This is a genomic window from Pseudovibrio sp. W74 (genome assembly GCF_001623085.1).
Taxonomy (GTDB): Bacteria; Pseudomonadota; Alphaproteobacteria; order Rhizobiales; family Stappiaceae; genus Pseudovibrio.
In genome coordinates, this window is the sequence record NZ_LMCJ01000042.1 from 131,989 (window position 1) to 156,575 (window position 24,587).

The window sequence follows — 24,587 nt, forward strand, 5'->3', positions numbered from 1 at the left end:
GAGTTGCAAAGCGAGCAGCGCTCCGCACAGATGCACGGAGCGCCCTTACTGAAAGCCTGCTATTGGCTCATGTAGGATTTATAATTGTCCTGAGTGACCAGTTCGAACGGAATATTGATCCAGTTTGGCAGAGCTTCGCCGCTCATAGCTTTCACAGCAGCATCAACAGAGCCAATTGCCTGCCCCTTGGCATTCTGGAAGACAGTGACATCCAGCTCATTTTTACTCAGGGAAGCAAGAGCGTCATCCGTTGCATCAACGCCAGCAACCAGAACATCATCCATATTCACGCCAGCAGCTTTGAGAGCCTGCACCGCGCCAAGAGCCATCTCGTCGTTGTTGGCAAATACGATATCGAATTCAAGACCAGAGCTGAGCCAGTTTGACACGACGTTGTTTGCTTCTGTGCGCTGCCATTTGGCTTCTTGCTCCGCAACAAGCTCGATGCCGTTACACATGGAGAGGCTCAGGACTTCGCGTACGTCTTCAGAACGAGTAACAGCAGCTTCGTTTGAAAGAATACCCATCAGCATAACCGCTTTACCAGTGCCTGCCGCCTGCTTGCACACTTCAAAAGCTTCCAGCGTGCCCGACCAGGTTTCATCGGAACCCACAAAGGCAGCCTTTTCACCCAGCGCATCCAGATCTGCAGGGCGACGGTTCACATAGATCAACGGAATACCCGCTGCTTCTGCCATTTTGGTAATTTGAGGGGTCGCTGCTGCACTTACCGGAGCTACGATGATTGCTGCAACGTCAGAGGCAATAAAGTTCTGAATTTGGCTCAACTGCATGCCGACATCTTCTCGGGCATCTTCGATCTGAATTGAATGCCCAAGTTCTTCTGCGCGACTTTTGGCAGCTTCTCGAAGAGCTGTCTGGAAATTATCATCAAAATTTGGACTTGAAAAACCGATAGTGTCGGCGCTTACGGCTGTTGCCATCATCGTGAACGCAGCGACTGCTGCCAGTAAACCAGTTTGTTTCATAGTTTCCTCCCATTTGCGTTAGCAACCGATTGCAAGAATTAATGAAGCGAATTTGGGAGCCATATCAACACCAGAACCCAAATAAACACTATACTCACCAAATCTTTCCTACCGATCACTACGGGATTAAACTAACCTAACAATTACCAATATTGCAACCGCTTGCATTAAATTTACTATTTTGATGATTTGAAGTAGCCGTCTGCAGCTTCAAACAAAGAGATTAACATCAGCTCGGAAAACAACAAAACAGCCACGACGCCTACATCAAGCAGGCAACACCGCAACTGAATGGCAAGATAGGACGCTCACACCGATTGGTTGCACGTGTGGATGCGGGAAGACGGCCTGTCTGTTTTAGACTGCTCCAGTTACACTGCTTTTGCCGCGCAGTACCACGGCATAAGGTCGTTGTTATGGTTGATCTTATGATCGCAATCTCAAAGGGTGATTTGTTTGACGCCAAGCTAATCGCCGGACAGCCAGATGGGGAGCGAAGCAGCCGTCAATGCGACTAAGGCCATCATTCCCCCCCCCACCAAAAACCAGCTGAACCTTGGTTAGCGCCACCAGCAAGTCCAGTGATCGCCAAAAGTCAGCGCTGAGTTATTCCTTGATTGGATTCTTTCACAGCTGGGCTGAGTGCGCTAAACGGATGGCGGTACTGTCAACAAACAAGATCGCTGCGATTAGGGAATTGGGCTTTAAGGCAGGCGATGGGCACCTTGCTTTTGCAGTTCCTTCGTGAAAACGTCTGCGGCCATCCCTTCATTCAACGCGCGTTTCAATAGCATTTGTTGAGTTTCAGGAGCTAACCCGCCGACTGGTGGGTCCAAATCCAGATTGGTTGGGAACGAGTACCCTTCTCCGCAGGATGCTATTGCCGCGTCAAGATGCTTGCCTGATAGCACCCCTTGCTCAGTCAGATGCTTCAGGGCCGGAAAAACCTTAGAACACATAGCACTACGATCAACACTTTCCATTGCGCGGCCAGACGCAGATGAGACCTGAAACAAGTTCACCATACGGTGAATATCTGTCGTCGTGTTCGCACCAGCTGCATGGAATAATGCAGGATTGAAGAAAACCGCATCTCCCTTTTCGAGTGGAAGCTGCACATAGTTAGCCTCGAAATACTCCCGGAAATCGTCTCGCCTCCACGCCACATAACCTGGCAGGTATTTTTGTGAAAACGGCAGCAACTTTGTAGGTCCGCTTTCAAGGGGCATATCGCAGTGAGCAATCGCGCCCTGCAAGGTCATGTAGGGGGACAGATGATGGACATGAGCCGGATAATCCTCGCAGACCTCGGCAGTCTGAAAGCCCAGATGATAATCTCTGTGTGCTTGCTGCGCTGCCCCTCCCGGATGGACCAGATTGACCTGTGTCGTCATCTGATAATTCGGCCCCAGCCAACTCTCACAGACCGCGTCAATGAGCGGATTGGCAAAGTAACGAGCAAATACAGATGGATCTGCCAAGCATAGCTTCTCCAGGCTGTTCCAGATACGATCGTTCGCACCAGCAGCTGCAAAATGATCACCGCCATTGCCGGAAGACCCCTCAGCAGAAATAATGCTCTCAAATATCTGCGTAGCTTCGTCTATCGCTGCGATATTTTCTGCTGCTCCCTTAATCACCAGAACACCAGCTGTATTTTGCAAAACACTAGCCCACTCTGACAACAAGCTTCTGCGCTTGGATGTGTCTTCAAGCATATTTCGCAGGCTCGCTGCGCTGTAAATAGGGATATTGCTTTGCACATGGGTGGCGTTGGGAACTGTCTCAGCGGACAGCTCCTGCTCCACGAGTGCCTTGAACTCGTTTAAGTCACAGGCCGATTGCCTGTAAAATCCATCAATTTGTTTGCTACTGACCATCTTAGTCCCTCTCCTTGATGTATCAGGCCTTAAATAAGCAAAATGTTGAATTGCCAGCCATATGCATTTCCATCAAGAATCCATCAATGACGCATCGTTTCCCTGTTAAAGAAATCGCTCTTCAAGCTGGATTAAGTACAGCAACGGTTGACCGCGTACTTCACAGCCGCACAAACGTAAGTCTGCAGTCTGTCCGCAGAGTACAAAACGCGATTGCAGATTTGCACTTGCAGGAAAAGCAGCTGTCTGCACGCGGCAAGAAGCTCTTTATCGACTTTGTTGTCGAAGCTCCAGACCGCTTCTCCTCTGAGATACGGCGCGCTGTTGAAAGTGAAATTGGCAGATCAAACCCTGTCGTCATCCGGCCGCGTTTCATAATGCAAGAGCATATGCAAGAGGCTGAGGCCGTGAGTTACCTCAAACGCATTATGACTCACGGTAGTAATGGGGTTTGCCTGAAGCTGCGTGACACGCCAAAGCTCAGAGACATGATCAAAGCGCTCTCAGAAAGGAATATTCCTGTCCTCACGATGTTCACCGATATTCCGATTTCAGAACGACTGACATACGTTGGGATTGACAATGCAAAGGCGGGAAAGACTGCAGCTAACCTGATCTCAAAGACGCTGCATTCTGCTGGCGGAACTATATTGATGAGCCGCAGTCACGAGCATTTTAAAGGTGAAGAAACACGCGCACTCAGTTTTCGATCATGGCTCACACGTAATCGTCCAGACCTGAAATTTGTTGAAACCACAGGAGGTTCTGGAGTTGATCATAAAATTGAAAAAGACCTGGCCTCTATTCTTGAGAAAGAGCCGAACATATGTGCTGTGTACTCCATGGGCGGAGGAAACAGGGCAATTATTCAAATGCTTGAGCAATATAAGATGTATCCAGACAGCTACATTGCACATGACCTTAATCAGGAAAACAAAGCATTGCTCAACGCGGGCAGAATTTCATTTGTACTCCATGACGAGATCACTCAGGATATCTCGGCTGCCTTTTTTCACATCAGTCGTGCCAACAACATAACCCTAGCGGAGCCTCCAACTCCCAATGGTTCTGATGTTCACATAATTGCACCTGAGCTTTAAATGAACCGCCCCCTCACCCACGCATTTATCCAGAAGGCTTCGATGGGAACAATTACGAAGGCCTCGCTCTCTTCAAACATTCCTCTACTTGTTCTCCAAAGTAGCTTTGTCATTCAAATCGATAATCGTGCTTACGATAGCAGTCATGAGCTATCAGCAACACTCCATGATCTGTTGTCAGGTTTTGTATCATGCTCACGATCTGAGTAGCATTCGCCTCATCCAGCGCAGAGGTCGCTTCATCGAAGATTAGAATATCAGGACTGCTCAAATGAGCCTGTTCAAGAAGCAGCTTTCGCTTTTGCAAAGGCTGGACTGCTAGATCAGGGAAATTGCTTCTTTAGAGCATTTTGCGGAGCCCCAAAGAGCAGCATTCGAGAGTTTGCTTATGATCTGTTCTCGTGACATCAAGCCCATTTCGACAATGACATCGACAAATCGTTTTCCGTTTACATCAGCTTCCTTCACAATCTTGGAGACCTCAGCATATCCAAGTATGGGTACGAATACGGTAGCAAGAGCAGATGAGTTGAGGAGATTTTGAAGCGCCTTATCTTCCAATGCTTCTATTCCATTCACGCATTTTTTCGCAAACAGATCCGCACCATGCGTAAGCAAATCTATGCTGTCAAACAATCGAGACGCGATAATCGGTTCGAAGTGGTTGATCTCGAGTTGTCCATTGAGAGCGGCAAGTGAAATCGCCGTGTCATTACCAATCACAGCAAATGCCAGCTGTTGAACCATCATAGGCATCACCGGGTTCACTTTACCTGGCATGATCGATGAGCCTGGCTGAATCGCGGGTAACTTGATTTCACCGATGCCGGATTGTTTGTCGGAAGACATCATAATTAAATCGAGGCTGATCTTGCCCAAAATCTCAGCAGTAACTCGCAGTTCAGCAGAAAGTCTTGAAAACCCATCTGAGTTCTGCATCGCATCAAACAGGTTGTCAGATTGCTGTACAGGATGTGGCAATTCTTGACCTAAATACCGATAAACAGCTTCCTGATAACCTGCACGAGCACCGAGCTCTGTTCCGATTGCAGTTGCTCCCAACGGCAGAACTTGCAGGGCTTCAGTAGTATCCATGATTTTGTCACGGGCTCGAAGAATAGCAGCTGAGTATCCGCTGAACTCCTGTCCCATGGTCATTGGTTGCGCACCTTGCATACATGTACGGCCAATTTTGAGTACTTCGGCAAGCTCATCTGCTTTTAGCTGAAATGCCTCTCCCAGCCTTGTCAGAGCCATAGTAAGCGCTGGAACTTTCAGCAGCACAGCCAGCTTGACAGCAGTAGGAACCACGTCATTGGTTGATTGTCCCATGTTTACATGGTCGTTAGGCTTCAAGTATTCGTAAGCTCCAGCCTCATATCCCATAATCTGCAAGGCACGATTAGCGATGACTTCGTTGGCATTCATGTTGATAGACGTACCACCGGAACCTTCCAACATGTTGATGATGAACTGGTCATGATGCTTGCCACCCATAATCTCATCACACGCCGCGGAGATCGCATTAGTCTGCTTGACGGTTAGACCTCCCAATACACCATTAGCTTGGGCAGCTGACTTCTTGATGATCGCAAGAGCCCAGACCAGAGCTTGGTCGTCACCGATCGTTGCAGAAGAGATCAAAAAGTTTTCTGCACCGCGAAGCGTGTTGATGCCGAACAATACATCATCAGGTAGTTCGCGAGACCCGATGCTATCAGTTTCAATTCTTGGCATCCGTCATGCCTCCGTAAATGTCAGGTTAGAATGATCTTTCCGTGCTCCAGGCAACGTCAGAACGCGGTTATGGAAGGCGATATAGATGCCGGGCTGTAAGAGCCGCGCGCACACCAATGCCTCAATCATGTTCTGAGAAGCATCAGACCCTTCAATGACATAGGGAACCATCGCACCTGTAAAAATCACCGGCACACGAGGTGCTTTGACCGCACAACATAATGCCTCACCACTCAGCGCCATGCTGTCTGTACCATGCGTGATAATCACCGCATCATGAGTTGCAGCAGCACTTGTAACTGAACGGGTAATTTGAGCACGTTCTTCATCACCAATTTCAAGAGAGTCCAGATGCATCAAGTCAACGAACGTGAACTCCAGATCTGGCAAGCTTAAGGAAGTAATGATCTCTTTGACTTTGAGCTCAAAATTATAAAGTCGTGCTGAGTTAGGATCATAGCTTTTCGCTATCGTCCCCCCCGTCATAACAACAGCAACTTTCAGCAGACCATTCTTATAGCTCGTCGTTGAATTGGAGGCATCAATCATGAGTAGCTCTCTTGTTCTTGGGTCGTACCACCAACACAGAGCAATTTGCATGACGAACAATCTTTGCTGCATTTGGACCCAGCCAGTAATCTCCGAAATCAGGAATGTGAGACATCAGGATAATGAGATCTGCTGATAACTCATCAGCGGTTTGCAGGACCTCCGAATAGATGTTGCCAGATCGAGCAAACCGATTGATGATTCCGAACTCCTCTGTTTCGGTTATCTCGCCAAGCCGGGACTGCGCGACCTCGAGGGCTTTTTCCTTCAGCTCGCCAGGCACAAACGATACAAAAGGTGCAGCCTGAGCGGCCTGCGCAATCACTGTGCCCAGATCAGGAACAACTGTCATGCAGGTCAACTCAACTGAGTTGCCTTTTGCATGAAGCCTTAGCTCTGGCAAAATCTCGGTCCATGAGCGTTTTTCTTCCACATCAATGGGAATGAGAATTCGAAGTGTCATTTACCTGCCTCCTACCTGATGCCTGTTACGGCCATCGGCAGCCACATGGATAGTATTGGGACAAAGGTGGTGAGCAGAACCACTGGCATATATGCGAGGAAAACAAACACCAGAGTAGGTTTTAGAACCTTCGCAAGCGACGTCTGCCCTATCAAAGTACCAAAATAGAGGATTGGCGCTGTGGGCGGCGTAATAAGACCCATGCCCAGATTGGTTCCAATAATCGCAGCAAAGTGCACCGGATGTACGCCAGCCTCGGTCACCACAGGCAGCAACAGCGGAGCTGCAAGCAAGATGCCAGAAACATCCTCCATAAACATCCCAATAAGCAACAGGAAGCCGTTTACAAGCAGCAGAAGTACGATCGGATCATCAGAAATGGAGAGCATCGTCTCCAGTATCTGTTGAGGCACTTCTTCAAGCGTCAACACGCGCGCTAGCATGTTTGCTGTAAAGATCACAAGCATCAGTACCGAAGTCACTTGAGCTGCTTTCCAAACCACATCGTAAAACGATTTGAATGTCAGCTCCCGATAAACGAGAAACGCGACTGGCAATGCGTAGACCACAGCCACAGCAGCAGCTTCAGTAGGTGTGGTGATACCTCCATAGATAAACCCCAGGATGATCAAAGGCATTGCCAACCCGAAGCCAGCTTCTCGTGTGCGTTGGAAAACTGTTTTGATCTGCACATTCAACGGCTGGGCTTCAGGAACAGTAATCTCCATCTTGCGTGTCAGGACCATGTTCCAGAAGGAAAACAGACCAACAAGCAACAGTGCAGGAACCAAAGGTGCAAGGAAGCTTGCTGCAATAGAGGTACCTGTCACCCAGCCATAAAGGATCATGGTCGCGCTGGGAGGGATGAGCAGCGCCAGAACTGCTGAGCAGCTGACCAGAGCTGTCGCATAGCCACGGTCATATCCTCGTTCCACCATTCTTGGAATGGCAATAGAACCGATAGCAGCAACAGCAGAAGATGCCATCCCGGAGATTGCGCCAAAAACGGCAGTTGTGATGACGGTTACAACACCAAGACCCGAGCGGTATCGACCAAAGAAGCTGTCTGCAACTTCAAGCAAACGTTTGGCAATTCCACCTTGTGTCATGATACCACCAGCTAGAATGTACAGTGGGATCGCAAGTAATACGACTGAAGAAAGCTTAGAAAAGCCTGCAGTTATCAAGAAGGTTGTCGAGTTGTATTCACCAAAGATGATCAGGAATGCGGCTGCGGCTACAAATGTCAAAGCAACAGGTACACCAAGGATCATCAACGTCACGAGAAGCGCAACGTCCATCAAAATTAGGGAGCTCATGATTTAGGATTCCGTATTTGGTGCGTGCCAGATTGTTGCGCGGAAGCTTTCAATAAACTCGAGCAGGAAATAGAAAGCCGTCAGAGCCAGTCCCACGAACATCGTCCCATAGATCCAGATCATTGGGAGACGTAGCTCCGTTGATACGGTGTTCATACGCTCTGTGAAGACGAGCAGCCCCCAGAGTGAGTTGAGGATATAAACCACCAAAATTGCAGACAAGAGGCGTGTGAAGGCATGGACGCCTGCAGTGATGCGTCCTTCTCCGAATATTGTGTCCACTAGACTGGCCGAGATGTGGCTGCGTTCATGCGTTCCATACGCTGCCCCAACGAAGTACATAATGACACCAGCAAAACTGGCGAACTCTTCAACACCAAAAAGCGAATAGTTAAACAGATATCGCATCACGACCTGAAGAAAGACTGCTGTGGTGAATGCGATACTTGTGATGAACATAATGAACCGCAACAGCTTCAGCTTGAGTTGCCAGATTGGGTTCTTAATGTGTATTTGGCGCTCTTGAAGCATACCGCCCTCTTTTATTTTGTCCGAGGACCGGAGGAGATCTCCGGTCTTCGAAACTCATTAGTTTGAGTAGCGGCTTTCAAGCAGCTCATAGAGCTCGTCGCCGATCTGATCTTTCATCTTCGGCCATGCATCAACGCGCACGGCTTTTGCCATGTTTTCGATCTCATCACGTGAATAGGTAACAACAGTCACACCATTCTTGCTAAGCTCTTCAAGGTAGCGGTTGTCAGCTTCTTCTACGGCGTTAAAGCGCTCCGTAGCCATCTGGGCAGCTATCTCGTTCAACACGGCTGCATCTTCTTCTGGTAACTGAGCCATGGAGAAGGCTGATGAAAGCAACCAGTTGATTTCAAAATGATCGTTGATCTGCAACCATGTATCGACAACACCATTCCAATCACGAACCGCATTTTCAGGAACGCCACCAACCATTCCGTCGATTACGCCGGTCTGCACTCCAGTGTAGAGTTCCGCCCAAGGCATTGTGGTTGTTGAATACCCCAGACGCTCCAGCAGCGGCTTGTGCGTACCCACGCCCGATGGCCAGACGCGAATCTTGAGCTCACTATGGTCCGCATTCGGATCTTTCGGATCATCGACAGGTTTGCCAACAGCCAAACCGCCCAAGCCGTTTGCATAAGGTGCTAAAACCTGAATTTGCTGCGGCTTTACGAGGTCATTCACGATATTGAAGAGAAAGCCACCATTGTTCCAGGCATCTTTTGCGCTGTCATAGTCAACTGCGGTGTAAGGAAACCATGTTAGAGAAAGTCGCGAGTCAAATTTCGTTGAGATTGACTGAATTGCCAGATCAACAGAACCTTGGCTCAGCTGCTCATAAACTTCCTCCCAATCACCTAGTTGGCTTGCAGGAAAAATGCGAAGATTTACGCGGCCATCAGAAGCTTCCGAAACGCGACTTGCAAAGTCCTTAGCCCAGTTATCCATGTCACTGCCTGGAGGTGATAAGTGAGATAGTCTAAGCGTTGTCTTTGCTTCAACCGCAAACGTTGAAAGCCCAATTGTCATTGCCGTCGCCAACACAACCGCAGCTGTTTTCCGCAATTTAAAAACCAAGTTCAATCCTCCCAAGTTAAATTCCCTCACTAGTTCGATTGTGAGATCACCCTGAGAATAAGAGACTGATAACACCCTATAAAAGAACATATAAGTCATTTTGGAGAACGTAGCAGACAGGATTAAGGGGAATTACATTCAGTAACTTCCCCCATCCGAAACTTTACGTTTGAGTTGTTCACCCGTTAGTCTAGCGCACCTGGAATAACATGGTCGATGCCAGTTCCCCAGGTGTCTGCCATGGTGTAACCCAACTGGTAAGGATCTGTTGGATCAGCTCCCAACTGCATGGTTGCATAGATCCAGGCCCTCCCAGAGATACGAGGAATAACTGCGGGTTGCCCAGCCACTTTCGTCTCAGAAAGAATAGAAGCCTCAAAACGAGAGTTGATCGTGGATCGCATTTCGAGCTGCTGATTGGGTTCAATCAATCCCTTGGCATGCATGGCAGCCAGACGAGCAGCGGTACCGGTTCCACATGGTGAGCGATCAACACGTCCTGGTGGCATAATCGTAGCATTGCGGTATGAGCTCTGCTTTCCATCAATCATATCAGTAAACATCAAAAATTCGACACTGTTGAAGTTCTCAATCTCTGGATGCTGAACTGTGAGCTGCTCCTGGGCTGCCCTTTTGATCTTGTTTCCGAGCACAACCATATCTTGCGCGACATCAGGCCCAATACGAAACCCAAGCTGTTTTACATCTGGCAGTACGTAGTAAACACCACCAAACGCAACATCCACCGTGAGCGTTCCCAGTCCTTCTACCTCAAGCTGAGCATTCAGATACTCAGCAAATGCTGGGAAGAAATCCAAGGACACTCGCTCGACACGTCCCTCTTTGCAGTGCGCAACTGCTTTTACCAGTCCAGCCGCAGTGTCCAAAACAACTGTCGTTTCAGGTTCATGCATTGGCAAGATGCCAGTCTCCAGCAACACCGTTGTCACACACATTGCATTGGATCCAGACATGGCATGCGTCCCATCTGCCTGCATGGGTATAAACGCAGCATGTGCCTCCGAATGTGATGGAGGTAGCAAGAGGTTCGTTGTCATCTGAGCACAACCGCGAGGTTCACGATTTACAAACTGACGAAGCTCATCATTGGCCTTCAGGTACTCCATCTTCTCAAGTATATCAGCTCCGGGAACATTCAGTACTCCACCCGTCAAAACACGCCCAACTTCCCCTTCAGCGTGTGCACCAATTACCGTCACAGATTTAATCCAGCGCATATGCCCTCCTTGTTAGCTAAGGAGAAATGCAGTACGTAACGGGCTAATAATAGAACAAAAAAGACATTTACTTGCAGATTCGGGAGTATCAGCTTGCTAAGCCCTCACATCACAGATGAACAGATTGAACCAGACGTTCGCTTTGCCTTTATTCTCGCTCCGGCGTTTACAATCCTGCCGCTAGCAGGATTTATCGATGCTGTGCGTCACTCCTCAGATGAAGCTGATAGAAGTAGACAAGTATTCTGCCATTGGGATGTTTTAAGTCATGATTTGGAACCCGTAGCATCAAGTTCTGGTCTTGCAGTTATGCCATGGAAGACGTTTGAGGAAGCAGGGATTTATGATTATGTCGTCATCGTCGGCGGCCAACTTGAACAAATGGAACAGATTCCAGAAGAAACCTATGCATTCTTGCGAGACGTTCACGCCAAAGGGACAGAACTTATCGGACTTTGCACTGGTAGCTTTATCATAGCCAAGGCAGGCCTCCTTAACGGTAGAAAGGCCGCAATTCACGCGCACCATCGCCCGCTTTTTTCGCAACAATTTCCAAAGGTAGAGCCCGTAGAAAATGAGCTATATGTCCGCGATGGAAGTATCCTGACCTGCCCTGGTGGAACTGCTGCGATTGACCTTGCAGTAGAAATTTTGATTAAGCACTGTGGACGCTCTCGTGGAATGAAAGGCCTGACGGCCCTCGTTGTAGACGAGCATCGATCAGCACATGAGATTGGGCGGCTTCCCTATCAAGATTTAGAGGAATGCGGAAACTGGCGTGTGGAACAGGCCATTAAAATCATGCGTCAGAAGCTGAGAGACCCAGACACAACAGAAAAGCTTGCCGAAATGCTGGGTTCCACCGTCAGGCAACTGAACAGAGCTTTTACTGAACATGCAAAAGCCACACCACAAGAAGTCTGGCGTGACATGCGCCTCCAGCATGCTCGCTGGCGCCTCATGAACTCAAAACGAACCGTCACCCAAATCGCCCATGAATGCGGTTTCTCCGACAGCAGCCACTTCTCCCGCTGGTTCAAAGCTAAATTCAACCAAACCCCGAAACACTATAGAGCGCAACGTTTGGTGAAGCAGAGATGAACCAACGATTATGTATCGTCGACGCTGAAAGGAAAATTTAATATTACGGCAAGAGTAAAATATAGAATCTCCGTTGCGTCAGTTAATTTAAATATATTATATCAATAATCAGGTACTAGCCCAGATTCAACAGTTTGTTACTTATGCTCAAATCGCGGACATTCGCACTGGCGTTGACCTTTGATTATTGAGGCGCTCTTACTATTCCTGGTTGCTATCCCACTTAAAAGTGCGGAGAGACAAGAAAGTGCACTCGCCTTCCACTAGGGCAAAACAGGTTTGCGAACGAGAGTAAACATTTGCGTGGCCAATTACACGCGGCGATAATTGGCAAAATTGTGCTGTAGGACGGATCTAAGCTCTATATGCTGCAGCCTCGCATTTTTCAGATGGTTTCATTGCACGGTTAGGAATGGCTATTCTGCTTGGCTCCTTCTAGAAAAAGCAGAAGGAGCCAAGGATTATCAACTTAGGAAAAATAACAAAGTATGAGATAAACTATTCCGTACTCACCTAAATTCGTTCAACGACGCTCTGACGATTATTCGCAGTGTTGTCATGATCGATTACACCAGCGTTAATCGCCTCACCAATCTTGAAGCCTTCATGGATGTATGCATCAATGATTTTCTGGCCTTCCTCTTTCTTCAAGAGCCTTACTATGTGGCCCATGAAAACCTCTCCCAATATCGAAAGTCGGTAATCATGAGGTCCCTCGATGACAAGCGCTTCATTGATCAAATCTTGTAGAGTAGAGAGCTGTGCTTCATCCACATCTCCGGCATCAATCATTGCTTGAAGGCGATCTTTTCTCAGCCCTTCATAAAACAATGGGAACGTCCACAAAGACATGTCCTTCTGGTGATGAAGTGCTGACTTTCTGAGGTTGAAACCAAATTCACCATTACGCACAGCTTCTTTCCAATGATTGATATCTACAGTGTTTTCAAACCGGACACCTGGTGCTGAACCGATAGCCTGTGCACCAGCGGCAATCAGAAACGTATCGTAATGTGCTGCCCCAATACATTCGTTGCCCGGCAAATGATCAATGATTTCCTTACTAACGGAAGCTTTGTCGACATAAGTGTTTGTTCCACAACGAACCCAACCTGACTGCTGCAGAGTACTGTAGGAATGCAATCGCATGATTGCTTGTTCTTTATGCGTTGGCACATGAGGCACCTTTTCGCTTTTCACATCCGCAACCAAAGATGGCGCTGCACCTGGTGTCAGTAGGTATGTACTGACAGCATTGATGATCGGGTGCTTCAAGGCATAATCCAAATCCGCTTCAACATCAGCAAGTGTTTGACCAGGCAAACCGGTGATAAAGTCGGTATTTACGATTGGAATCTTGCCACCAACGTATTCGCATAACTCTTCTACTTTACGCATTGATCGCGGCAGACGGATATTAGCCCTGATATCTGGATTGATGCTTTGCACGCCGAAGCTGAGCTTTGTCACATCATGAATAATCAGTTCGTCCAGAAAATCAGGTTTGGTTGTTGCTGGAGCACATTCAACTGCGATCTCCGTGTTTTCATCCATACCCTCTAGCGAACGTACATAACTTAAAAGTCTTCCGATATGGCTACGCACCAGATCTGGGCTCCCGCCTCCAATGTGTATGGAACGAATACGTTTTTGACCATAAGTGGGCGTAATTTGCAGTATCTTGCGGAGTTGCTGAATCAACAGGTCAATATATTCACCCGCATTAGCGAAATCCAGAGTATTGCCTCCGGAGAATGCACAGAATGAACATTTCTGGGCGCAAAACGGGATGTGAAGGTACAGCTGGAATGTTGTTTCATCAGTTACTGGAGCTGCGGAAATACACTGAACTATTTCCGTCTCACTTAATTTCTTACTATCTGGGACCATCCAGTAATCAATTGTGTTTCGTGCCATGTATTTAAAGCGTGTATTTAAAAGATTTTCATTACCTATGCGAAGATCAACCATGTATAACCTCAAAATATAATTTATTAATATTGCACTTATGTTAACAACATTAACTCATATCAATCAATTACTAGAAGTATATTATATAATGAGAAATATTTATTCATACAAAATTCGATATTATTACCAATATACGTGCATTAGATTAATTAAAATAAGTAACATTAAATATATTATTATATAAAGAGGATTTTTATACATATATTACATTGAGGTAGTTCTCTAAATAGCTTGGCCTTGTTCATTGAAAAATAACAAAGCCGTCGCTCCATGAATTAAGAATAATGGCAATGAACGCTATGAGACAGGATCAGGCCACCAGATACTAAATTTCATGCTATTTTAAAGTAATCCATGAACTCTGTATGGACTTCATCTGATAAATAAGTAATTTAACTCATCAAAGCAGGCATTTTCTAGTTTTTGCACACAGTAATCAACTCATAGGGAGGCGATCAGAAAGCCTTTAGCTCGTGGGTTGAGGCTATTTGCTGCTAATATTTTGGGTTGCATTTTTTTAATCTACACGCTTATATGTTTTTGCTTTCAATATAAGATTGTCTTTTTGATTATTTATTTTAATCTTATTGAGAGTTACTTTAGAGCGATTCATCTAGCTTAACTTAAGCTGACTTCTATGTACGCATACCAAGTACACGATTAGAAATACAATTGACTACGAGCCATTGCGCTAATTTGTCAAGAAAAACAAAAGACAAGTGCGTTTGATGCCTATATTCAGGAGAGTTCTAATTGGAGTGCGATCCAGATTGGCGACAGGCTGTAGGGCAGATTGGTCTCCCAGTATTGGTGAGATTGGTAAACTAATAAATTTTGTAACTTAATATAGATTTCAAATAGGATTCTTTAAATTATGAAAAAGATCGTAATATTTTTTCGTGGTGAAGTTGCCATGCACTTTAAATATCTCGACAATTTCGTGAGAGTTATAAAGGATCTGAAATATTCTTTGCATGTTATGTTCCATTCTGGAAGCACGCCACCGAAAAGCATGCTCAATAAGCTCATGGCATATGAGTTTATTGACTTGAGTTCAGTGCCCGACGTGCGTGCACGAGTGGCTGAGATTTGCTCTAAGGAAGCGATCGAACGTATTTTTGTTTTCCACGATGAAGATGTTTACACTGCTTGTCTGTGCAGGGAAGACAATAATATTGTCGGATTACGACCAGCAGCCGGCATCCATTTTAGAGATAAAAACGTGATGCAACAGCGTGCTAAAGAACTCGGCCTTAAAACACCTCATTGCTGCGTTCCCCATACAAGGGCCACCTTAGATGAGTTCGCAGGACAACACGGTTATCCGATAATTATCAAACCATATGACGGTTATGGCTGCGGTAATACCTTTAAGGTTGAAACGCCGGAGCAACTTGAGGAAATTTGGAAGAAAATTCGTAATGAACGCCATGATTACCGTGTCGAGGCATATATTCATGGAGTTCAATATTTTATCGATAGCTTAGTGCAGAATGGTGAGACCGTTTTCGACAATCTTTCGCAGTATACTTACAATATTATTGACTATAAAGAGTCAGGACAACACCAAGGCGTTATCACCCTCGGCCAGGGTGAAAATATAGAGCAGAGAGACATTCTTGCGCAATGTCGACACCTCTTAAATCATTTTGGCATGCACACAGGTGTTGCTCATACTGAGTTCTATCTTACTGACGATGGAGAAATTTACTTCGGCGAGTCTGCTGCTCGCTGTGGTGGGGGCCCCATAATTTCCCTTATCAACCATGCCTACGGATTTGATCTGGTAGAACAATGGGTCAGGCTTGATCTTAATGAAGAAGCCCATATCACCCAAGACTACACGACAAGTTTTGGTGCCGAATACCTTTCCACTCTGGTTACAGGTTCTATAACACAGATCAGTGACAGTGACGCCATACGCGCGTTACCTTCAGTCCTTGAAGCCGAAGTGTGGGCGCAGAAGGGAGATGTTCTGAAAGAGGCTGAACATTGCTATGAAGTGCTGGGCTATTACATTTGTCATGGCGATGATTTTGCAGGGGTCGCCCAGAAATTTCGAAACATTCGTGAAGCCTTCCAGATCCAAGTAGGTAACTGATATGTTTACTATAGCCAAAGACTTCCAACAGTTACCCCGGCAACTATATTTCATTTTCCTCTGCTCGCTGGTGAATAGATTGGGTATGTTTGTCTATCCCTTCCTCACCCTATATCTCGTAAATGGGCGCGGTTTATCTGTCGCTGCTGCAGGCACTATGCTGTCAGTTGGTAGCTTGGGAATGATCCTGGGTAATCTGCTGAGCGGCAGTCTAGTCGACCGTTGGCAAGCAAAAGGAGTTATTCTCTTATCATTTTCTATCAATATCATCGGTTATTGGGGCCTGATGACCCAGAATGCATCTCCTTATGCTTATACTTTTTTTCTCTTTGTCGGACTACTTGGCATGGGGATGTACGGGCCAGCTGGTAGTCTATTGATCGCCAAATTGTCTTCTACAGAGCAACGGCAGTTTGCCTATGCTAATGACTATGTTTTCAAAAACTTAGGCATGGCTTTTGGGCCATTACTCGGTGGTGTGCTTGCAGTGCGCTCATTTGAGCTTGTATTTTATGGCGACATTCTATCCAAGACGATTTGCTTGTTACTCATATATTTTGGACTAAAAGCAACAATCGGTGGTAGTCAGCAAAAAGCCCAGCAAACGCAGAATAACCAAAGCTTAATACAACTTCTCATTGCGTCCCCAGCGCTTACGGTATTCTGCTTGTCCGGTATCCTGCTAATAGGTGTATTATTCGGCATGGAGTATCTGGTGCCGTTATTGCTAAAAAACGTATTTCATACCAGTGAGATAATGGTTGGTGCTGTCTACACATTGAATGCAGCAATCGTCCTTGGCGCATCGTTCATTGTCGAGCGTTTGATACGAGACCGTAGTGAGCCGCTTATGATGGTTATATCTGCTTGCTTCTGGGTTGTTGGCATGCTGACGATCGTTATCGGGTTCAACACGACGGCATTGCTACTAGGGATTACATTCTGGTCTCTTGGAGAAATCATCTACTCCATTATTCTACCGGCTTACGTCTCGAAGAATGCACCGGAGCATTGTAAGGGTCGTTTCCTAGCATTGGTTGACCTTACAGTGAGTGGCGCACGTATAGTCTTCCCCGCGTTACTGGGATACATCTGGTTTAACTATGATGTGCAATCTGCTCTCTGGCTTTTGACTGTTATGCCAACTCTCGGGCTACTGGTTTATGCCAGTATTTTCCTAATGCATAGCCGTCGATCACCAGCATTGGAAACCGCTAGAGATTGACCGAGCCTCTTATTAGTACGAACGTTCCTTTCTGAAGGCATCTATATTTGTTCAGATCACAGCAAACGCTGCTTACACTCTGAAAAATGAGCGTGGAACCTGAGGGAAAGCTAGACGCTATCGATATCGACTGCTTTGATGATCGCAAAGTTTAGAAAGGTAAACGGGATCAGGGTTGTCTATTTTTTTTTGGGGGGGGTAATAGACTGATCATTTGATTTGAATAATGGAGTGTTGTGACCATATTTGCGAAGATAACAGTGAGAGATGAGCCAAAAACCAATAGTAGACAGCAATTTATGGGCAAAATCTAAAACCCTAGGGGAATAGCTCGAATGTCCAGAGTTGGCCCGTTGCACCTTGAAACAGCCACATGCATTTTCAATTTTCTGCATCGCAGCAAACGCCAGCATTATACGCATTGACTAAGCCATTGCCGCTCAGTTAAGCGCTTGGTTTGTTGGCTACGCCTACGAATGATAGTTCAATCGAGCATTAGTAGCGTACATGGAATATATTAACTCCGCAAGCCAATTAGAAACTACATCTCATCCCAATCCGTTAGAAGAACATATACCACTTGGCCCCCAGCATTGTCTCATCAGGCTTTTACAACTGTGCCTTTAATGTTGACGTGGTGTTGACGCGAACGCAAAAAGCCCTGAACCAGAGGTTCAGGGCTTTTGTTATGTTGTTGATCTATTGATCATAATTTGGTTGCGGGGGTAGGATTTGAACCTACGACCTTCAGGTTATGAGCCTCATATTGAGAAGATTTAGCTACTCTTATATTTCAATAAGATAGCCTATAACTTCCTGACTTCTCTTATGTACTTAAACGACATTCAGGCACATTCAACATCTTTGAGAGAGAACGCATGCAGTTCAAACTGAGTATAGCTGTTGACGTGACGTTGACGTGGAATTTTTAGTAACCTTCTGCTCAAACCATCTTGCAGACACCGAACAAATGAGCAGGTTTACCTAAGTCTTGGCACCTTATTCAATTGTCACAATAGGTGAACCGGAAGTAATGCTTCCACCGCAGCCGATTGCATCACCAACGCGGGCAGCAGGCTTGCCATCAATAGTCACTATTGAAGAACCTGCCGAGACTGAACGTGGATGCGGTGGAGCTGGGCACACAGGGCACCCGTGTGGAATTAGTGAATCTCCAACACGAGCGGCAGGTAGACCGTCTATTTTCACAACAGGACTACCTGAGATGATTGGAGTGGGCGGGAAATGACAACCATGTCCTGACCCAGTATCACTAACACGAGCAGCTTTAGGCATTATCACCCTCCTTAACTGGCCATAGGCGCAGCAACAATTCTTTCATTTTTGATGAACCGAAACTTGCCATCGAAATCTGATTTCTTCCAGCTATAGAGGCAGGGATCAGCTCTATTGAGGAAAGGATTGAGTTCAATAAGACGCGCCTGAAGTTTCTCATTTTGATCAGTTAAGAAGACATCGGCAATAACCGTCTCAAGATGAGATTCTTTATGGAAAAACAAGCAGAATTCAATGAGGGCTGTCCGGATATCGTCTAAGCTTTGCTGGATCTGTGGAAACTGCTCAGCTGTATTGTATTGCGAAATTCCGATATTTTTCCGATCTCGCATGAATATTCGAAACTCACTCCAGCGCGGAATATCAATCCACTCCCGCAGATAGAAGTTAGCCCCTGCATTATGAATTGCTGGTTCCATAAGAGCAGCAGCAACTCGTAGACTGGGCTGTAAGATAATAGCTTCAACATCACGCAAGGTACGTGCTGGCGAGTTCACAAGGCAGCTTTCTTTCCAAGAGCAATAATCCAGCCTAGGAAAGGCGCCAGATGGAAACTTCTCCAGCCCTACGGTCACCTCATCCAGAAAACCCTGAGAAAGGTCAAAATGATTGAACATTTCGAATTTTTCGCAGAACTCGGGAGTATTGGCTCCCAGAGCTACTACATCTTGAGGACTTAAAGCAATTTCCTCATGCCGGATGCTTTTTTCCTTTAAGCTATCTGGCCAAGTGGCAAAGAAGGTATCAGAAATAGACTTGAAATAAGCCATCTCAAAACTCTAAGTCCACTGAATGCTGTTCAATTCCTGGCCGATACCAATAGTCATAACCATCCCTGTCAGCATTTTCGTATAGTTTTTCAAAAACAAATTCTCTAAAAGAATTTGCCAACAAATAAGCTCTCATTACAGGCTCTTCGTCATCGGGCCCAACGCCGAAGTGAATTAAGTAGACTTTGCCAAGACTCTTTTGTTCGAGAGAAATAACAACTTCCAGCCCCCCAGGATCAGAGCCAACGGGCAACGAAGATTTTGGTCTTCTGGCATGATTGAAATTGTCACAGCTACGTTCGATGGCGTAATCCCAATCAAAAACAGGATCGAAAATTACATCATCATCATCTGGAGCACCCCATAACTCTTCTGGTACTGGAGACTTAAATAGCAGAGGATAAATATGCCCTCCGTTGTATTTAGTCAAAAACCGCTTGTAATCCTCTGGAAGAATTACTTTTTTTTCAACTTCCCAATTTTTGATTTTATCAGCAATGCCTCTCGTACTCGGCCATTCATCACCGTCTCTTACAATTTTTGCATTCATAATATTTTCCTTAGAAGTCAGAAGCATGGCCACCTTTATACATGGCTGCTCCTCCAGTGTGCGGAGTGCTCGCACCTCGCCCGGTTGCATGAATGTGCTCTGGGACTAACTGCATTGTGACGCCATCTTCTTTGTGATGCCAAGTATACCCTTTGGGCTTTCTCCAAGTGGGATCACCGAGTTTTTCTTGCATTGCCTTATCGGCAGCAGGAAAATCTTTCGAATTTTTCCCTGTCATTGCAATATCGACATCACCTTTGGAATGCGGTCCATAATCTGGGAACCCATTTTTATACTCTACAGGCTTTCCTCCATCAGCAGGCACCCATTTGCTATCGCCACGCTCACCCTCCCATATCCCATTTTTGCCGCTTTTAGGAGTATTTCCATATTGCGAGCCTTTCTTAACTGCATGGGATTCTCGACAAGCTTTCGTTTTGCAATTCTTGATTGCATCGTCATAGGCCTTGCGGTTTTTCTTAGCCAAATCATCCCAGTATTTTGTGGCAACTTTTTTTGTCTTATTGAAACTTTTCTGTAATATGCCACCGGCTGAATCTACAGCTTTGCGCAAGTCATTTAACTTGTTGAGGATACGTCCACCTTTGATAGCGTCTCCAGCAATGGGTACAAGTCCGACTACGTCAAATAAAGCTCCCCACCAATCCCCCTTGGAAACGGATCTACTGAGCGCGACCACGTCTGCAGCGGTTCCATATGGTGGCGGTAAAGCACCTCCTGCAGCAAGGCCTGCGTCAACTCCAAGTTCGAGATACTTCTGCTGAAGCTCCTGTAATCCTTTAAAGGCACCCCGGGTTTTGTCGACATCAACACCAGAGTTTTTAAGTTGTTGCCCCATGTCTAATCCTTAAACCTCAATTCGTGCGGATGCTTCCGCTTCAAGACATCAACTATCTCGGGATACCAAAATCGTTCATCTGGGTTCATGATGGCTTCAACTGCCAGATCCTTAGACACATTGTAAAACTGATCAATGCGCTCCTCTTCGGAAGTTTTCTGATCCTCTGCAATTTCCTTAAAGCCTGGAAACTGCCAGAAATTGGCCGCGACCTTCCACATCAAGGTGACAAAGTGGAACTGCCACTCAGGATTGTTAAAGCCAAAGCGACGGGCATAGTTGCGCCCGTTGATCACCATTTCCCGCTTGCCTTCATCTGAGATAGCAAAGTAGTAGTTCTGAAGATTCTTCTTCATGAAATCTTCGACATACCACTCAGCAAAATCTGCATCCTCGTGCAAGTTGGCAAGCATTTGCTTATTGTTGAACTTCATTGACATGATCAGCTCGCCTCCTGCATGGATACAGCGGTGCCTTCATCAAAGCTCGGTAGATCTATCACCTCTCTGCAAAGTTCACCTTCATGAACATGGAACATGCAAAGTTCTTCAGGATTGAGCGTGTTTTCTAAAACAAGCCTATCTATGCCTTTGAAGAACACCGACAGCTGCTCGGATGTGAACACTGGCAAATACTGGCGAATGGTCTGTGGATCGTAAAATCTAAAGAAGTGCTCGGTGCCGCCCTCATCTTCAATAAGGGTAAATTTGCGCAGATGACGCACAAAACCCTCCAGATCCAGCGATGAGAGCGCAAAGATAGCCCACCGCTTGCCAAAGCCCTCGCTGGCCAACCAGTCCAGGACATCCTCATCTTCGCGGATTTCCACGATCCACGCTGTGTCATCTCCAAACTCAACAAGAGCCTGTCCCTTATAAAGACAACTATAATGATTGCTGAGAGCTCCGATCGTGGGCGGTATCATCATGGGGTCGCGGGACGCATCTACCACAGCGAAGATGCGCGATGGTTCGCCAGATGGTTGTTGTGCTCGCAATGAGGCAAATGTTTCTTCTAAAAACTCTGCAAGATCCTCTGCCATGCTCCCCCCTACTTCCCACACTTCTCGGCCATGGCCTTATCGGTATCCTTACCGCCACTTCCACCTTTGAGGTTGATGGAGGGAGCCAGCAGATCAATCTTCTTGCCTTTAATTGTGATGCCACTTTGGGAAATTTCGATTTGGCCGCCGGGAGCGGCTAGGACGATCTTGTCCTTTGCCAGAATTGTGTGAACCTTAGTTTTAGACGTGATTTTCTTACCGACTTCTACGTCGTATTTCTCGCCAACAGTGAGCTTGGATTGTTTTCCAACCATGATGGTTTGGATTGCACCGACAACTGTGTTTTTCATCATCCCGATTTGCTCGGTACGCGCCATGCCAATGGTGTCGGAGCGGAATTTCTCAACGACGACACTTAAAGTTCCCGATCCGGGCATAAACTTCGAAAGCATCCCGCCGATAACCGATCCAGCACCAGCTTGAGCTTTTCCACCTTCAAAAAAGTGATCACCTGTTTTAAGAAAATCTACTCCGGCATTAACTGACTGCGCTTCAACACCAGCGCCCACTTTTGCAACCACTGCTGCAAATTCTGTTACAGGCGCACTACCAGCTTTCTTCGCGCCTTTCTTGGAACTCTTGCCACCAGACTTCACCAGGCCACCTAATGCACCTAACAATCCTCCTGCTGCACCTCCACCACCAACGGAAAGGTTCATGCTGCCGCCTACTTTTCCTGATGATTGGCTCCAACAGTGATGGACTTATTCGCCCCAACATTTTCAACTTGATTGGCAAGCACATTCTTTGAGCGGTTGTTCAGAACCTTGATCGTCTGGTCTTTTTGAGCATGTAAGAAGATATTCTCCTGTCCACCCTGATCTTCAAAAGACAGCTCATTGTAACCAGCGGCTTTATGGCTATCGGAGCGAATGACCATTTTTGTTTTATGATCTGGCAGCTTGTAAGGCGGATGATTTTGAGCGTGATAAGTCCGGCCTGTCAAAATAGGTTGATCAGGGTCACCTTCCAGAAAATCAACAATGACTTCCTGTCCAATCCGAGGGATTGCCATGTGTCCCCACATAGGCCCAGCCCAATTTTGCGCAACTCGTATCCAGCACGATGACTTATCATCGAAACCGCCACGTCGATCCCAAGGAAACTGAACTTTGACGCGGCCATATTCATCACAAAAGATCTCTTCCCCTTTAGGTCCAACGACATGAGCCATTTGCGGGCCATCTACCAAAGGCTTTCGGCTCACTGGAGGTCGATAAGAGATCCGTGCTGGCATTGCCTTGAAAGAGGCTTCATATTTTGTTGGTTCCTCCGGATCGCCGTCTTCCTCTAGAGCTTGTGGCTGCGTCTCATAATGGAGAACGGACAACAGCATGTACTTGATGTTGTAATCTTGGATGTCATGATCGCTTAAGCTTGTCAGATAGCCTGGTGAGAGATGAACATAGTTGGTCACCCCCTTGGCAGTGGTTGCGTCAACTCTGGCAGCTTCAAGCCTGTAGCGTGTAAACGCCTTGCCAACTGGATCACTTTTAAATCTGCCCGGGGCATCATAAATTACATAATCGCCTGCAAGACCATTATCTTCCTGGCGCTGACCTTCTTGTTCTAAGTTGTACTTGGGATTATGGAAGGTGTAATCACGCTGAATGTAACTGCTGGAATGTACTTCTTCACTATAAGCGAACTCATAGACGAACCGGCCACGTGTCGTGCCTCCTGCAGTCGCATTATATGTAAGTAAAGGAGAATGTTCAAGCGTTGGAGCAATCTGGTTCTTATCCAGAAAAACAAGGCGATGTACCCCATTATCATGATGCTCAAAGAAGTACCACATTCCTTCTTCAGCTGCTAAACGCTCAATGAACTCCCAACAAGTCTCACGATATTGTACGCAATACTCTCGCTCCGCATGAGGTTCGGCCAAGTCCCATTTTACATCACCAATATTTTGCTCTGCCAGCAGTTCCTTAATGATATCCGGGACAGATTTGCGCTGAAAAATCCTTGAATCTGCAGCATGATGAAGCCTGTGCGCTGCTGGCATCAATATGACCTTATAGGCTGTATGATGATGCCCACGATCTCGTCGTTCAGCTCTGGAAATAACACCAGAAATGAAACGTGGTGGCTCAAATTTATTCAAAATGCGTAGTACTGCTGGACCGTCGACTACTTCTTGTAAATCTATCTGATCATCGCGACTAACTAGTTTAATTTCAAATTCGTAAAGTCCAAATAGTTGCTCAGAGCCTTTGAACTCGACAACCTTCAATTCACCGTCTTCTACTCCCGAACATGAGAAAGAAAATGCGAGGTCCTGATTATTGGAAAGGATAGGAGACAGGTTTGAAACAGACATTATAAAAACCTAATTGTTCTCAAAAACGAGCAACTAAAGACCATTGTGATGAAGGAAACATTGCAGCCTGGAAATCTTGCCGGGCAATACTATTCTGGCTTTACCTTCTAGGAGATTTAAGTCATGAGCTGCACTATGTTGTTGCGCCAGTCTCTGCTCCGCTAGCGGATAGACCATCAGAATATCTCCTTATGGGCCTGATCCCCGGGTTTGACCATCAAGCGGTGACCGGGAAACTGATCCAGAAAGCCCCGGATCTCCAGCTCTTCAGACAGGTCTTCATGCAGCGCGTCAGACGAGCGCTCAGGCCGGTCACGACCTTGCAGAACCACATGCGCCGTGCCTGCCGGATCGCACTCTTTGGGTGCAGCTTCAGCAATTGTCTCCACCTTACGCCGGCGCCACAGCAGGGCGCGAAAGAAGCTGCGCAAGTAACCGCGCTTCT

Annotated in this window: 23 protein-coding genes; 4 read left to right on the forward strand and 19 right to left on the reverse strand. The window is 46.5% G+C overall.

The window, feature by feature from the left end:
- Positions 1-59 precede the first annotated feature (59 nt).
- Together PsW74_RS19940 and PsW74_RS19945 are read right to left on the reverse strand one after the other, a co-directional pair.
- Entirely contained in the window at positions 60-989 is a 930-nt protein-coding gene (locus tag PsW74_RS19940; RefSeq protein WP_063288949.1) for a substrate-binding domain-containing protein, read from the reverse strand.
- 704 nt (positions 990-1,693) lie between these two features.
- On the reverse strand, positions 1,694-2,869 hold the full coding sequence (locus tag PsW74_RS19945) for a phytanoyl-CoA dioxygenase family protein (protein WP_063288950.1): 1,176 nt from the start codon (positions 2,867-2,869) through the stop codon (positions 1,694-1,696).
- A gap of 86 nt (positions 2,870-2,955) precedes the next feature.
- Between PsW74_RS19945 and PsW74_RS19950 the strand changes: the two genes are divergently transcribed.
- Positions 2,956-3,969 (forward strand): LacI family DNA-binding transcriptional regulator, encoded by a 1,014-nt coding sequence (locus PsW74_RS19950; protein ID WP_063288951.1) that lies wholly within the window; start codon positions 2,956-2,958, stop codon positions 3,967-3,969.
- A 318-nt stretch (positions 3,970-4,287) separates the two neighbouring features.
- On the opposite strand, the gene PsW74_RS19960 is transcribed toward PsW74_RS19950, so the two are convergent.
- From PsW74_RS19960 to PsW74_RS19990, 7 genes are all read right to left on the reverse strand, one after another.
- Positions 4,288-5,706: an aspartate ammonia-lyase gene (locus PsW74_RS19960; RefSeq protein WP_082830644.1), complete on the reverse strand. Its 1,419-nt coding sequence runs from the start codon at positions 5,704-5,706 to the stop codon at positions 4,288-4,290.
- 3 nt (positions 5,707-5,709) lie between these two features.
- Positions 5,710-6,255 carry an asparaginase domain-containing protein gene (locus PsW74_RS19965; RefSeq protein ID WP_193775961.1) on the reverse strand — a complete coding sequence of 182 codons (546 nt, stop codon included), beginning with the start codon at positions 6,253-6,255 and terminating at the stop codon, positions 5,710-5,712.
- Positions 6,248-6,718 carry a universal stress protein gene (locus PsW74_RS19970; protein ID WP_063288953.1) on the reverse strand — a complete coding sequence of 157 codons (471 nt, stop codon included), beginning with the start codon at positions 6,716-6,718 and terminating at the stop codon, positions 6,248-6,250. The genes PsW74_RS19965 and PsW74_RS19970 overlap by 8 nt, the downstream gene beginning before the upstream one ends.
- Before the next feature lie 11 nt (positions 6,719-6,729).
- Positions 6,730-8,037, reverse strand: a complete 1,308-nt coding sequence (locus PsW74_RS19975) for a TRAP transporter large permease (protein ID WP_063288954.1) — start codon at positions 8,035-8,037, stop codon at positions 6,730-6,732.
- 3 nt (positions 8,038-8,040) lie between these two features.
- The gene (locus tag PsW74_RS19980; protein ID WP_063288955.1) at positions 8,041-8,568 is read right to left on the reverse strand and encodes a TRAP transporter small permease subunit; all 528 of its coding nucleotides are present in this window, start codon (positions 8,566-8,568) and stop codon (positions 8,041-8,043) included.
- A 57-nt stretch (positions 8,569-8,625) separates the two neighbouring features.
- Positions 8,626-9,645 (reverse strand): TRAP transporter substrate-binding protein DctP, encoded by a 1,020-nt coding sequence (dctP, locus tag PsW74_RS19985; protein WP_063292640.1) that lies wholly within the window; start codon positions 9,643-9,645, stop codon positions 8,626-8,628.
- A 185-nt stretch (positions 9,646-9,830) separates the two neighbouring features.
- Positions 9,831-10,883, reverse strand: coding sequence for a proline racemase family protein (locus PsW74_RS19990; protein WP_063288957.1), 1,053 nt, complete (start codon positions 10,881-10,883; stop codon positions 9,831-9,833).
- Positions 10,884-10,976: 93 nt separating this feature from the next.
- On the opposite strand from PsW74_RS19990, the gene PsW74_RS19995 reads away from it, so the two are divergent.
- Positions 10,977-11,984: a GlxA family transcriptional regulator gene (locus PsW74_RS19995; protein WP_063288958.1), complete on the forward strand. Its 1,008-nt coding sequence runs from the start codon at positions 10,977-10,979 to the stop codon at positions 11,982-11,984.
- Between the two features lie 513 nt (positions 11,985-12,497).
- On the opposite strand, the gene PsW74_RS20000 is transcribed toward PsW74_RS19995, so the two are convergent.
- Positions 12,498-13,955 (reverse strand): radical SAM protein, encoded by a 1,458-nt coding sequence (locus PsW74_RS20000; RefSeq protein WP_082830647.1) that lies wholly within the window; start codon positions 13,953-13,955, stop codon positions 12,498-12,500.
- 874 nt (positions 13,956-14,829) lie between these two features.
- Here PsW74_RS20000 and PsW74_RS20005 point away from each other — a divergent pair.
- The gene (locus PsW74_RS20005; protein ID WP_063288960.1) at positions 14,830-16,056 is read left to right on the forward strand and encodes an ATP-grasp domain-containing protein; all 1,227 of its coding nucleotides are present in this window, start codon (positions 14,830-14,832) and stop codon (positions 16,054-16,056) included.
- A gap of 1 nt (position 16,057) precedes the next feature.
- Positions 16,058-17,281: an MFS transporter gene (locus tag PsW74_RS20010; RefSeq protein WP_063288961.1), complete on the forward strand. Its 1,224-nt coding sequence runs from the start codon at positions 16,058-16,060 to the stop codon at positions 17,279-17,281.
- A 999-nt stretch (positions 17,282-18,280) separates the two neighbouring features.
- On the opposite strand, the gene PsW74_RS20015 is transcribed toward PsW74_RS20010, so the two are convergent.
- From PsW74_RS20015 to PsW74_RS20055, 9 genes are all read right to left on the reverse strand, one after another.
- Positions 18,281-18,577 carry a PAAR domain-containing protein gene (locus tag PsW74_RS20015; protein WP_063288962.1) on the reverse strand — a complete coding sequence of 99 codons (297 nt, stop codon included), beginning with the start codon at positions 18,575-18,577 and terminating at the stop codon, positions 18,281-18,283.
- A gap of 11 nt (positions 18,578-18,588) precedes the next feature.
- Positions 18,589-19,347, reverse strand: a complete 759-nt coding sequence (locus tag PsW74_RS20020; protein ID WP_063288963.1) for a hypothetical protein — start codon at positions 19,345-19,347, stop codon at positions 18,589-18,591.
- Position 19,348: 1 nt separating this feature from the next.
- Positions 19,349-19,897, reverse strand: coding sequence for an SMI1/KNR4 family protein (locus PsW74_RS20025; RefSeq protein ID WP_082830652.1), 549 nt, complete (start codon positions 19,895-19,897; stop codon positions 19,349-19,351).
- Positions 19,898-19,907: 10 nt separating this feature from the next.
- Positions 19,908-20,756: an HNH endonuclease gene (locus tag PsW74_RS20030; RefSeq protein WP_063288965.1), complete on the reverse strand. Its 849-nt coding sequence runs from the start codon at positions 20,754-20,756 to the stop codon at positions 19,908-19,910.
- Between the two features lie 2 nt (positions 20,757-20,758).
- Positions 20,759-21,196, reverse strand: a complete 438-nt coding sequence (locus PsW74_RS20035) for a hypothetical protein (protein ID WP_208988076.1) — start codon at positions 21,194-21,196, stop codon at positions 20,759-20,761.
- A 2-nt stretch (positions 21,197-21,198) separates the two neighbouring features.
- Positions 21,199-21,798 (reverse strand): DUF4123 domain-containing protein, encoded by a 600-nt coding sequence (locus PsW74_RS20040; RefSeq protein WP_063288966.1) that lies wholly within the window; start codon positions 21,796-21,798, stop codon positions 21,199-21,201.
- 8 nt (positions 21,799-21,806) lie between these two features.
- Entirely contained in the window at positions 21,807-22,478 is a 672-nt protein-coding gene (locus tag PsW74_RS29445) for a hypothetical protein (protein WP_063288967.1), read from the reverse strand.
- Positions 22,479-22,486: 8 nt separating this feature from the next.
- Positions 22,487-24,142: a type VI secretion system tip protein TssI/VgrG gene (gene tssI, locus PsW74_RS20050; protein WP_063288968.1), complete on the reverse strand. Its 1,656-nt coding sequence runs from the start codon at positions 24,140-24,142 to the stop codon at positions 22,487-22,489.
- A 176-nt stretch (positions 24,143-24,318) separates the two neighbouring features.
- Positions 24,319-24,587, reverse strand: a 269-nt coding sequence (locus tag PsW74_RS20055) for a hypothetical protein (RefSeq protein WP_082830648.1), incomplete at its 5' end; no start/stop codon positions are given.